Below are 14,669 nucleotides of genomic sequence, written 5' to 3' on the forward strand. Positions count from 1 at the left end.
GACATATCATTGTCAAATTAAATACAAACTGTCGCATAAAAATAGAAATTGGTGAGGTAAAACAACGTTTTCTTTTTTTTCAAAGCATGAATCTTTCCAATTCTCTCCTTTTTAACCAAAAAAAACAGGTACACTTTAGCAAAGCATCCCTGTTCATTCAATCATTTTACTCTGTTTGTTAATCTACTTTTACTACTTTCAACGTCGCTTGTTTGTCAGGCGTCGTTACTTTCAAGAAATACATTCCCGTCGGCAACTCACTCACTCCAAACTCTTCTTGGTGCGTGTTCGTCTCAGGTGTAAATTGACGGCGTAAAATTGCCCGTCCTGAAGCATCAGCCAATGTAGTCTGCACTACTTGCCCTTTGCTGTCTTGCACTTTCAAACGGAGAATGCTGGTGACGGGATTCGGAATGACGGTGGCGAAGACACCGTTATCGGTTAGCTGTTTTCCGTTATCCGACCCCTGCCCTTTGCCTTTTGCCTCTTGCCCATTTGCCATTTCTCTCGCTGCTCCTACACCCACACCATCTTTCGACTGGATTCTGAACCAATATTCTTGATACGCTAAGACATTCCCCTGAGGCTTCCGCGTCGAGGGATAAATGCTTCCCCAACCCTTCATGTCCCAATAACGAATACTCAACTTGTATAAACCTTTCGGTAAACCCGCGTCATAAACGTTACCACCTGCTCCGTTGTCTTGGTAAAATCCGTACGCGGGGTGATTTTGGGCGTATAACTCCGTCCAGCCTTCGCGGTTGGCATACATAAAGTAAGGCGCATTGTTCTCGTGCGTATTGAAGGAACGAATCACCCCCATCTCGGGCGTCGCCAACATATCAAACGTCAACGATCCATTCGTACCTAAGGCACACGCATCCGCATGAATCGTCCAATAACGAGGCGCCATTTTATTCACATTCTCAACGTAGTACAACGTCGGACTCTGCTGCGTGCTTTGATCCAACTCTGGGCCGCCATCGCGGGTAACAAACTGGCTACTCCACGCCGCGCGGTCGTTGCTCTTTATCCCCGATTTGCTCTCCCCAATGTTGATCAAACTCACCACAAATGCCTGCCAGTAAACCTCTTTACGATTACTCTCCGCACTTTGGCAACCGCCTTCAAACACGCACTTCGCCCAGTAACTCTGCTTCGTTACGCTGCTAAATGCTACCTCAAAACTTGGCGTGCTTACCCCTGTGTTCCAGCTCGTTGTACTTCCTGCTGGACAGTTCGCCGAAACCGTCACCGTCGTGCCTGTACATACCACATCTTGCGAAACCGTAACTATCGGCGCTACGTAAATAGGTGTCACCGTAAAGGTCACCACATTACTCTTCTCACTCACACAACCATACTCTGTCTGACAACGGGCGTAATACGATGTCGTTTCACTTGGAATAGTCGAAGGAAGGCTCGACAAAGCCACGTTCGTGGTGGCATTATACCATACCGTTCGCAAACTGCCGCACGATGATTGGCCGCTGAAACTTGAAGATGGGTTGCAACTGCCTGTCGATGTCAACGAAACGGTAGGCGCAGTTGGAATACGCACCAATTTTAACCGCATTACCCCCGATTCACTCTCCACACAAGATGGCGTACCATCCGATTTGCGGCAGCGTACGCGGTAGTTATGAAACTGATTGTCAACCAATCCCGCTGGAACACCCGCGCTATATTCTCCACCGTCAACCGAATAAAGGGTCAATTCTCCTGCACCACAATTGGCTGTAAACGAAATCGGACTGTTGGTCAGACTACACACTTCTTTCGTCTCCCCCGCTGCCACTGTCACCCCGTCCGCCAATAGCGACACATTTTGAGGTACGGAAGCGCGGTAATTAATCGTCAACTCAATCGGACTGGTATAAGTGCTTGAACAACTCGCATCACAGGCCGCTTGGTAGCGGTGCGGTTGGTTATTGGATAATTGGGTAACTGGGGCTGTCGCTGACCATTCGCTCCATGTACCACTTCCTACTTGAACTCGCCAAACGGGCGAACCATTCACACATGAACCCGAAACCACAAACTGCAAACTGTTTTCAGGATTCGCATCCGTGTCACAGAAAACTTGGGTGTTGCCTTCATTTAGGGTCTGTTGTAACGTATTCAGTACGATTGTAGGTTTCGTCTGCACAGTAACCACCGCACTACCTGTTTGGGTTTGTGAACAGTTGGCATCTCGTACACTTACTAACGTATAAGTATAAACTCCCTCTGTGCTTGTAGATTGGCTCACTGTAGCACTCGAACTTCCGCCCGTTGTCGTGACCGTTTGTACACTGCCACCGTTTACTTGATAGCTAAATGTGTAGGGGGCAACGCCGTTACTTCCCGTGAAGGTCAGTAGAGCAGCGAGATCTCCTTTACAAAGAACGGCCGTTCCGCTTATCGTGGCGGTGAGCAGCGAACTAACAACGGCATTCACCGTCAAACTCAACGACGATGACACACAACCTGTTAACGTATTTTTTGCCGTCACTTGATACGGATTCGGAGCCAAACCGCTGAATGTCGCCGACGTTTGATAACCATTGCCAACGCTGTACTCAATATCCTGACCCGTCGGTGCTGTCACTACAATAGTCCCCGTTGGCGTTGTACAAGTAGGTTGCTGCGTTACACTCGCCGTCGGCGTCGCTGGTGCGTTCGGCACCGCATTCACCGTCAAACTCAAAGGTAATGAAACACAACCCGTTACCGTATTTTTTGCCGTTACTTGGTATGGATTCGGAGCCAAACCACTGAATGTCGCTGACGTTTGATAGCCATTGCCAACGCTGTATTCAATATCTTGACCCAGCGGCGCTGTCACTACAATCGTACCAGTGGGCGTCGTACAAGTAGGCTGCTGCGTTACAGAGGCCGTCGGGAGGGCGGGCGCGTTCGGTACGGCATTCACCGTCAAACTCAACGGTGATGATACACATCCCGTTAACGTATTTTTTGCCGTCACCTGATACGGATTCGGAGCCAAACCGCTGAAGGTCGCCGACGTTTGATAACCATTGCCAACGCTGTATTCAATATCTTGACCCAGCGGCGCTGTCACTACAATCGTCCCCGTTGGTGTCGTACAAGTGGGCTGCTGCGTTACAGAAGCCGTCGGGATGGCTGGCGCGTTCGGCACCGCATTCACCGTCAAACTCAAAGGTAATGAAACACAACCCGTTACCGTATTTTTGGCCGTCACCTGGTATGGATTCGGAAGCAATCCGCTGAATGTCGCCGACGTTTGATAACCATTGCCAACGCTGTATTCAATATCTTGACCCAGCGGCGCTGTCACTACAATCGTACCAGTTGGTGTTGTACAAGTGGGCTGCTGCGTTACAGAAGCTGTCGGGAGGGCTGGCGCGTTCGGCACGGCATTCACCGTCAAACTCAACGGTGATGATACACATCCCGTTACCGTATTTTTTGCCGTCACCTGATACGGATTCGGAGCCAAACCACTAAATGTCGCCGACGTTTGATAGCCATTGCCAACGCTGTATTCAATATCCTGGCCCGTCGGCGCTGTCACCACAATCGTACCCGTTGGCGTTGTACAAGTGGGCTGCTGCGTTACACTCGCTGTGGGGATCGCTGGCGCGTTCGGCACCGCATTCACCGTCAAACTCAACGGTGATGACACACAACCCGTTAACGTATTTTTGGCCGTCACTTGGTATGGATTCGGAGCCAAACCACTAAATGTCGCCGACGTTTGATAACCATTGCCAACGCTGTATTCAATATCTTGACCCAGCGGCGCTGTCACTACAATCGTCCCCGTTGGTGTCGTACAAGTGGGCTGCTGCGTCACAGAAGCTGTCGGGAGGGCGGGCGCGTTCGGTACGGCATTCACCGTCAAACTCAAAGGCGATGACACACAACCCGTTAACGTATTTTTTGCCGTCACTTGATAGGGATTCGGAGCCAAACCGCTGAAAGTCGCCGACGTTTGATAGCCATTGCCAACGCTGTATTCAATATCTTGCCCCATCGGTGCAGTCACCACAATTGTCCCCGTTGGTATCGTACAAGTGGGCTGCTGCGTTACAGAAGCTGTCGGGAGGGCGGGCGCGTTCGGCACCGCATTCACCGTCAAACTCAAAGGCGATGACACACAACCCGTTAACGTATTTTTTGCCGTCACTTGATAGGGATTCGGAGCCAAACCGCTGAAAGTCGCCGACGTTTGATAGCCATTGCCAACGCTGTATTCAATATCTTGACCCAGCGGCGCTGTCACTACAATCATACCCGTTGGCGTTGTACAAGTGGGTTGCTGCGTCACACTCGCCGTCGGCGTCGCTGGGGCGTTCGGAACTGCATTCACCGTCAAACTCAATGGCGATGATACACAACCCGTTACCGTATTTTTTGCCGTTACTTGGTATGGATTGGGAGTCAAACCACTGAATGTCCCCGACGTTTGATAACCATTGCCAACGCTGTATTCTATATCCTGACCCGTCGGCGCTGTCACCACAATAGTCCCCGTTGGTGTTGTACAAGTCGGTTGTTGCGTTACACTCGCCGTCGGCGTCGCTGGTGCGTTCGGAACTGCATTCACCATCAAACTCAATGGCGATGACACACAACCTGTTACTGTATTTTTTGCCGTCACTTGGTACGGATTTGGAGCCAAACCGCTGAATGTCGCCGACGTTTGGTAGCTCCCCCCAACGCTGTACTCAATGTTGGCACCCGTTGGGGATGTCACTACAATCGTCCCCGTTGGCGTCGTACAAGTAGGCTGCTGCGTTACAGAAGCTGTCGGGATGGCTGGCGCGTTCGGCACGGCATTCACCGTCAAACTCAATGGTGATGATACACAACCCGTTAACGTATTTTTTGCCGTCACTTGGTATGGATTCGGAGCCAAACCGCTGAAGGTCGCCGACGTTTGATAACCATTGCCAACGCTGTATTCAATATCCTGACCCGTCGGCGCTGTCACCACAATCGTACCCGTTGGCGTTGTACAAGTGGGCTGCTGCGTTACACTCGCTGTGGGGATCGCTGGCGCGTTCGGCACCGCATTCACCGTCAAACTCAATGGCGATGACACACAACCTGTTACTGTATTTTTTGCCGTTACTTGGTACGGATTCGGAGCCAAACCACTAAAGGTCGCCGAAGTTTGATACCCATTGCCAACGCTGTATTCTATATCTTGACCCATTGGCGCTGTCACCACAATCGTACCCGTTGGCGTTGTACAAGTGGGCTGCTGCGTTACACTCGCTGTGGGGATCGCTGGCGCGTTCGGCACCGCATTCACCGTCAAACTCAATGGCGATGACACACAACCTGTTACTGTATTTTTTGCCGTTACTTGGTACGGATTCGGAGCCAAACCACTAAAGGTCGCCGAAGTTTGATACCCATTGCCAACGCTGTATTCTATATCTTGACCCATTGGCGCTGTCACCACAATTGTTCCCGTTGGTGTTGTACAAGTGGGTTGTTGCGTTACACTTGCCGTTGGCGTCGCTGGTGCGTTCGGAACTGCATTCACCGTCAAACTCAATGGCGATGACACACAACCCGTTACCGTATTTTTTGCCGTTACTTGATAGGGATTTGGAGCCAAACCGCTGAATGTCGCCGACGTTTGATAGCCATTACCAACGCTGTATTCAATATCCTGCCCCGTCGGCGCAGTCACTACAATTGTCCCCGTCGGTGTCGTACAAGTGGGCTGCTGTGTCACACTCGCTGTCGGCGTCGCTGGTGCGTTCGGAACTGCATTCACCGTCAAACTCAAAGGCGATGACACACAACCCGTTACCGTATTCTTTGCCGTCACTTGATAGGGATTCGGAGCCAAACCACTGAATGTCGCCGACGTTTGATACCCATTGCCAACGCTGTATTCAATATCCTGACCCATTGGCGCTGTCACTACAATTGTACCCGTTGGCGTCGTACAAGTGGGCTGCTGCGTCACACTCGCTGTCGGGAGGGCGGGCGCGTTCGGCACGGCATTCACCGTCAAACTCAACGGCGATGACACACATCCCGTTAACGTATTTTTTGCCGTTACTTGATACGGATTCGGAAGCAATCCGCTGAATGTCGCCGACGTTTGATACCCATTGCCAACGCTGTATTCAATATCTTGTCCCATCGGCGCTGTCACTACAATTGTCCCCGTTTGCGTTGTACAAGTGGGCTGCTGCGTCACAGAAGCCGTCGGGAGGGCGGGCGCGTTCGGTACGGCATTCACCGTCAAACTCAACGGCGATGACACACATCCCGTTAACGTATTTTTTGCCGTTACTTGATACGGATTCGGAAGCAATCCGCTGAATGTCGCCGACGTTTGATAACCATTTCCAACGCTGTATTCAATATCCTGACCCAGCGGCGCTGTCACTACAATTGTCCCCGTTTGCGTTGTACAAGTGGGCTGCTGCGTCACAGAAGCCGTAACGGTAATATCGCACAGACCAGATCCCTGAATGGCGAAGGTGTAGGGATTGGCACTGCTGGTATTGTTGGCAATGCTCACCGTAGCTGTTCTTAAACCCGAAGCCGAAGGATCGAAAGTAATCTGAAAAGTCGTACTGCCATTTGCCGCCACGGGCGAAGTCGGCTGAGTGGTGACGGTAAACTCTGCGGCGTTTGTGCCGCTGATGGTTACTTTGTTGGGGTTTCCAGTCAAATTTAATGTCCCCAATGCCGTATTTACGATGGTGAAAGTGCGGACGATGGTGCCCGAGTTTACATTTTGTGAACCGAAATCAGTATGGTCATCGGCAGAAGGAGCAGTATCGCCGTTTACAATAGAAACATCATTGCCTTTGAGGTTGATTTCTGCAGGAAAACACACATTCGTATAGATATCTCCTGCGATGGCCCAGCCTTTGTTATTGACCAGATTGGTTCGGGCGGCCTGCCCCGCACAGTATTGTAAGGGTGAAGCACTGCCCAAATTTTTGTTGGTATAGCCGGCGGTATTCCAGGCAATAAGTATCGCATCATAATTTTCCCTGGAAATAGCGGAATTAAGAAATAGATCAGTCATTGAGGTGGCACTCGCAATGTTCCAATTACCTACATTTAGGTTAAATGATGTGGCATTGTGAAACATTTCATCCATTGCGGTTACATTGCTCACATTCCAATTGGTGATGTTTCCGTTAAAAGCAGTTGCATTCTCGAACATTTTACTCATGTTGGTGACCCGACTCACGTTCCACGAATTCAGATCCTGATTGAAAACCGTGTTTAAACTAAACATACCCCTCATAGTGACCGTAGCGCCCGGGGTTGTGTTGATTGTCCAGTTCAAGGGTTGATTGAAGGCTGTGGCCTGCCCAAACATAATCTCAAAATCAGTTACCTTACTGACATTCCAATTGGAAAGGGGCTGATTAAAGGCTGTATTGTTGGCAAACATCGCATACATATTCGTAACATTACTTACATTCCAACCGCCAATGGGTTGATTAAATGAGTTGGCCCCGCGAAACATATGATCCATTGACGTAACGTTACCTACATTCCAATTGGTAATGTTTCCGTTAAAAACAGTTGCATTCCAAAACATGAAACTCATGTCGGTGACCCGGCTAACATTCCACGAATTCAAATCCTGATTAAAGGCCCCAGCGTTTGCAAACATATACTGCATGGTGACATTAGCGCCCAGAGTAGTATTGAGGGTCCAGGTATTTAAAGGTTGATTGAAGACCGATGCATCCTCAAACATGCTTCTAAAATCAGTGACCTGACTGACATTCCAATTGGAAAGGGGCTGATTGAAAGAGGCGGTTTCCGAAAACACACCATACATATTCGTGACACTGCTCACATCCCAACCGTTCAGATTGGCATTGAGAGAAGTGGCATTCCGAAACATTTCTTGCAGGTTGGTCACGTTACTTAAATCGGGGCTGTCATTGGCCAGCACGTTCAGATTAGAACAACCATGAAATGCTCTGTACATTGTTATCCAGCCGATATCCCCCCATTGATTCACGGACAGGATTTTGTCTTTGTCTCCTCCATCGCCAAATTGTATGGACGTAAGCCCTCCTCGAATAGCCACGGTATAGGTACCAGCCGTCCCAAAGTTGTGGGTGACGGGGCCGCTCACGCCCAATTGGTCGAAGGTGCCATCGTTGTTCCAATCTACGTCGTAGGTTCCGTTGGCAGGAATGGTGATGGAGGTGCTGTTGGAGGTGCCAGGGTTATTCGTTTTCCAAGTGGTTATAAAGGGTCTCGTGCTGCCAGGCGGGTTTTCCTGAAGCTCATACGCGCCCATATCCACCGTACCGTTGTTAAAGATGCGGGGATTACCGTCCAAATCAGTAGTTACACCATTGGGAATGAGGGCATTATTGCCCACGTTAATAACTGGGGAGCTGGATTGCAAGCGGAGGTTGCCCGTTGCTGCGTTGACAAAAATCGGATTGGTGTTGAAAAGGCTATTATCGGATGTAACGCCTGTTGGAGCACTGCTGCCATTGATGAGGCTATGGGAAAGCGTCATTGTGGCCAGGCCTTCGAGTAGGATCTCATTGGTATTTTGCCATAGAATACAATTGCGAAGCAGCATAGGGCTGGTCGGAGCAACACTTGTGGTGTGGTAAACAGCACTACCGCCGTTAGTAGCAGCATTATTATAAAAGGTGCAATTGGTGAATATTGAAGTGATCCGCCCGCTGGAAGCGCCATTGGCATAATAAGCACCGCCTTTATCCCCGGCAGTGTTGTTCATAAAAATACAGTTGGTAAAGCTGTGGTTTACTCTGCCTGAAAATGACCCATTGACATGAACTGCCGCTCCATTACTCGTAGTGCTGTTGTCTTTGAAAATACAATTGGAAAAAGTTGCTTCTCCATTTCCACTTTGTGCGTATTCATTGTAAGCCCCACTATTACTGGTTAGGTTAGGGGTGGAGGTATTGTTTGAGAAAGTACAGTTGGTAACCGTAGTAATGGTTTTTCCTCCATTTGAATTAGAAAAGATTCCAGGGGCATAGAAACTTTCGCTGTTCCCGGAGATGGTAGAATTTTCAAGCAATAAAATTGCCTTTCCACTGGAGTTTTCACTAAGGTTACCACTATTGAATACAGCAGGTCCGACATTTCCCTGGATTTTGCAGTTGCGGATGATCGCAGTACAACCGAATGGAAAACCCAATCCTTCATTATGAATCCCTCCTCCTGAAAAGTTAGGAACACGCTTCCCTGCAGTAATGGTGAACCCGTCCACCGTAACCCCTTGTGCCACATTCTGAATATGTAAAACAACATTAGAATTTGTACCCTGTACATGGGTAGCAATGACTGCTGGGTTGGCGATATCATTATTGTCGATATCCCCACTAAGAATAGTTAGGTTCGAAGAAATATTTCGCTGAGAAAGTACACTTTCTGTACCCGCGAAGCCACCATAAATGTCCACTGGGAAGTTGATATAAAAAGTTTTGGCACTAGAAATACCCGGGCTGGCATTTCCAGTTTTATCCTTAGACGGTTTGTACGTGCCTGCCGCAACCCAGATTTCTTGAATATTGCTACATCCTCGTGCATAATCAATGGCGCTTTGCAGGCTGGTATAGGCATCTGTCCAGGAAGTCCCATCATTGGCACCACTGGCATTGTGTTTGACATAAAGGCGGGTTGCTGCTCCGCAGGAACTGGTAGCAGGCTGAGTAAATACACCTACTCTTGTGAAGTCTCCTCCAGCACTAATCGGAGTACCATTGACATAGGCTTGTCCACCTGCGTAAAAACTGGTAGTATTTTGAAAAGGTGTAAAAGAGTTCATTGGGGCTGCTGTGGAAACCCGAAAGGTATATTGATTACCATTCGTGAACGCCCTGGAGCCACTGCCTCCAGCAATTTCGATAAGAAGGTAGCTTCCAATTTGGGTCAATACCATACCTGTCTGAGAATACTGTAGGGTTCCGCTAAAACCATCCCCTTGGTAAATGTTCAAATTCCAAACAGGGTTACCATCACTAACAATACCAGAAACAGAAACAATGAGTCCAGCAAATTCACCATTGCAGCCACCACTCATGGTAAAGCTTTGGGCAAAATCGGTTACTGCACCTCCGCCTGAGCTCGACGGCGTGCCTGTGTTCACACACAACGTTTGTCCGATGACTGTTGTCGTGCCACAAAAGGCAATCAATAAAAAGTACAGCAAATGAGTAATGAGGTTTTTCATAGTAAAAATTGAGTTTGAGTAACCGTTTTCAGGGCAGAAGAAAGAAAAGGAGAAGAACACCCGTTTCGTCAAACCGATGTTTTGAGCCTCCTCCTTTGGGCTTGCTTTCTACCATAAAAAACAAAGCAAATGTGCCCGATTTGGCGACTCGGGTGTTAGCTCAAAAAGAACATTTATTAGTCCATTTCGGACTTTTTGCGTTTTTCTAACCCAAAAAGCATAAAAAAAGCCCCTTTTGGGGGCTACGAAGAGAATTGCTTTGGGTTGTTGGCCAATGGCTAATCGGGATAATCAGAAGGGAGCACGCCGTACTTTTCTTGAAACACCCGAGCAAAATAGGAGAGGTTTTCAAAGCCGACTCCAAAGGCGATATCGGAGACTGTCCCCGCTTTCTGAGTGAGCAGGTCGGCCGCTCGCTGCAATCGATAATGGCGCACAAATTCGATGGCAGTTTGGTTGGTGAGGGCTTTTAGCTTACGTCGCAATTGCACCGGGGCCATGTTCATTTCTTCGGCAAACTGAACTACGTCAAATTCGCTTTTCGAAATGTGTTTATCGATGACCATTTTGGCTTTTTGGATAAAGACCTTATCCATGGAATTAACCTTCACTTCCGTCGGTTTCAACTCAATCACTTCTTGGCGAAATAGTTCCCTGAGTTTTTCTCGAATCTTAATCAAATTCCGAACCCTGGCTTTAATTTCGGACGCATTGAAGGGTTTGACCAGGTACTCGTCAGCCCCCAAGTCGAAGCCTTCAAGACGATCTTCTAACGTAGCTTTGGCCGTCAGCATTACCACAGGAATGTGGCTGGTTTTCTCGTTGGATTTTAGCTGTTTGCAAAATTCAAATCCATCCATGCGGGGCATCATCAAATCGCTGATGACGATATCAGGTACAAATTCAGTGGCTTTTTCGAGTCCTTCCTGCCCATCGCAGGCTTCAATAACTTGGTAAGCCTCTTCAAAGACCGTCCGAATGTAAGCCCTCAAATCATCGTTGTCTTCTACAATGAGCAAAAGAGGCTCCTCATTTCCTAAGGAGGATTCTTGGCTGTTTTTTATTGCTTTTTTTTCAATCGTTTCTGTTTTAGTGCCAAATCTGTTCAACACTTCTTCAGTAGATAAATCTGATGAATCGGCAAGAGGGACAAGAGGTATTGTTACCTTAAAAGTGGTGCCTACGCCCTGTTGGCTTTCCACCTGAATAGTCCCTTTCAAGAGATTGACTAATTCTTTGACCAGCGCCAAACCAATGCCTGTTCCTTCGTAGTTACGTTTTGTAGAACTGTCAATTTGGTAAAAGCGGTCGAATATTTTATTCAATTTCTCAGGATCAATGCCAATGCCGCTGTCTGAAATGGTAATTACAGCCCCCATCCCTCCGCCCCCGATGGGAGAGCTGTATTCTACAGACATCTCAATACGCCCCCCATTTTCGCTAAATTTAAACGCATTGGAGAGCAGATTAATAATGATTTTCTCCATTTTATCGGCGTCAAAATTGGCGAGGACTTTTGGCTGATTTTGATGAATCAAGAACGTGATACTTCGGTTTTCTGCCAGCGATTGAAAGGAGCTCCCCAACAACTGGATAAACCTCGCAATGTCGCCCGGTTGAAGATTGACCTGCATTTGACGGGCATCGAGTTTTCCTAAATCCAGCAGTTGATTGATTAATTCCAACAAACGCTGTGCATTGCGTTGCATCATCGGAAAGCGAGTATCTCGGGCATAATCCTTTACTATTTGTTCCATAGGCCCCAAAATCAAGGTGAGTGGCGTCCGAAATTCGTGCGAAATATTGGTAAAAAACTGCGTTTTCAATTGGTCGAGTTCAGCCAGCCGTTCGGTTTCTTTGTCTTTAAAACGTATTTCTTCCTGCAATCGAAAGCGGTTCAACTGATTTTGATACACCCGATAAATGACGTAAGAAATAACACTCAGGTACAACAAGTAAGCCCACCAAGTGCGGTAAAAAGGCGGGTTAACCCGAATCTCCAACGCAACGGGCTGGCTCCAGATTTCTCCGTTGGTACTTCCCTGCACCCGAAAAGTATAGCTCCCGCTTGGCAACTGCGTAAAATTGGCAAATCGGGTAGTACCCGTTTCTACCCAATTGCCATCAATTCCTTCCAGTTGATAGCGAAATCGATTTTTAACGGGATTGGTAAAGTCCATGATGCCAAATTCAAGACTAACCTGATTTTCGTCATGAGCCAGTTGGAGCGAAGGCAAAAATTCAATGGCTTTCTCCAAAATATTGTTGTCATCGCCTGGAACTACGGTTTTATTGTTTACTTTTAATCCGATGATTTTAATAATTGGCGGTTTTTGAATGCTTCCCATGGCCGATGGGCGAAAGCTCGTAACACCGTTTACCCCTCCAAACAATAACTCGCCCGAAGGCGATTTGAAATACGAATTGGTGTTAAACTCATCATCCTGCAACCCGTCTGATTTATTGAAATTAGTACAAATCAATGATTTTGGGTTTAGCCGTGCAATACCTCGATTGGTACTCACCCACAGGCTTTTATCTTCTCCTTCCAAGATACCATAGACGACTTTATTGGGTAATCCTTGGGCTTCGGTAAAATGTTCAAATATCCCAAGTTGCTTATTCAAACGCTCCAAACCACCTCCTTTGGTGCTTACCCACAGGTACTTGTCAGGAAGAAATGGGTCATCTATCATTCCCGAAACAAAATCTTCACTCAAACTACGGCGGTCGGTTTTGCTGTTTTTATAGAGTGAAAAGACAGGAGAGGTTTGTGGATGTTCGGCCTTAATAAGTCCTTTTTGCGTACCAATCCACAGCGTATGCTGCTTGTCCTGATACAAAGCAAATGTTTCAACAGCAGCACCGCTTTTGGGCAACAGTGAATGATAGCTAAAAACTTGAAACTGCTCAGTTGTGGGGTTAAATTTTATCAAGTTCCCTTCCGTATGGCCAATCCATATATTTTCTGCACTGTCTTGCAAGAGCTTAAAACTTCCGCTTTTCAATTCGTTGAGCGGAGGGAGGGGATATTCCTTGATTAACTGCCAATCAACTGAATATTTCTTCAAACTTCGGTTGACTTTAGTCCCTACCCGACCTAGCAACCAGAAATCGTTGTGTTTGTCCTGAAGCAGAACATCATGACCCTGCGTAAATACGTAGGTCACATTGGGAATAGGCTTGAGCCTATTTGCCAGTTTATCCAATTCATAAAAATGGTAAGATGGGCGGTAATTACCGTGTACATACACCCTTCCCTGCTGGTCCTGATAAAGCGAAGAAGGGGAGTGTTGAGGCAGAAAAGAGTGGAATTGCTTGATGCGGGGATTAAACTTGAGCAGTCCGTATCCGCCAGTAGCTACCCATACGTTACCATTTTGGTCTTTGAATAATTGGTTAATGATGTCTTTGTCGGGCGGCAGTTGGGCAAAGGCATTTTGCGGCGTGAGTTCATTTAATTGGAGAAGTTCATTGACTTTGAAAATCCATACATATTTCTGGTTGCAGATGGCAATAGTGCCGTCCTGAAAAATATTGACAACTATTCGCTGGTTTGAAGGAGTTTTAAAGGTGATTTTTTTAACAAAAGTCCCTTTAATACAGAGTAACACATCCGTTCCTAAGAACCAAAATCGTTTATCCGCATCTCGAATCACATTTGCCCATGGCGCGTCAGTTGTTACGTTTTTAATGGATAAAAATTCCGGTTCAGATTGATAAATAGTTTCTGAATATCTAAACTCGATGCTTGTTTTATCAAATACAAAATCGGGGACTGCTGTTTTTTTTGACGGAACGCCGCCCGACGGAGCGCCGCCCGAAACAGTTTGAACCCAATCGGAGAAGTCGTTTTGTGGAGGGTAAAATTGCTTGGGAATAATTTTAAAAAGCTTTCCTACCTGACTTGTAATAATCCAAATCGCGCCAGCTTTATCTTCTTTTAGATAAGAAATTTCATAATTCCCTGCATTGGTAAGCTGTTTATCAATGATATTGGCGTGATAAAACCGATGCGTTTGAGGGTCATAGAGATTCAAACCATCTTTTTGGGTACCCACCCAAATTCGCCCTTGGGTATCTTCCAGTAAGGCAGTACAGGTATTTCCCGAAATGCTAAACGGATTGTAAGGATTATGAGTAAAAACGTTGAAGTTATAACCATCGTACCGATTTAATCCATCTTTCGTGGCAAACCATAAAAAGCCCTGGCGGTCTTGAATGAGATCATAAATCATCCCCTGTGAGAGACCATCAGAAATAGTAATCCCTTGCCACCCGTTGGTTTGAGCAAGCAGCGAAAAAGGAAAAAACAGAAAAATCCAAAATCTCATTTTCGGGTTTACTTTCAAATTCAAAATAACGAAAATTTAGTGGATTCTGACTAGCTAGCTTTGTAAAATCGCTTCGTAAAATTTACTAACGACATAAAAAAACGGACGACTCCCGCCTTGGGAATCGCCCGTTTCTGTACTGC

2 protein-coding genes are annotated in these 14,669 nt (G+C 47.2%); both read right to left on the reverse strand.

The features are described from left to right. Window positions 1–178: 178 nt before the first annotated feature. On the reverse strand, window positions 179–10,192 hold the full coding sequence (locus AC23N5_RS17540; protein WP_487756583.1) for a BspA family leucine-rich repeat surface protein: 10,014 nt from the start codon (window positions 10,190–10,192) through the stop codon (window positions 179–181). A 278-nt stretch (window positions 10,193–10,470) separates the two neighbouring features. Next, entirely contained in the window at window positions 10,471–14,526 is a 4,056-nt protein-coding gene (locus AC23N5_RS17545) for a hybrid sensor histidine kinase/response regulator transcription factor (RefSeq protein ID WP_487756584.1), read from the reverse strand. Between the last annotated feature and the right edge of the window lie 143 nt (window positions 14,527–14,669).

Source organism: Runella sp. R5_40, from assembly GCF_057652295.1.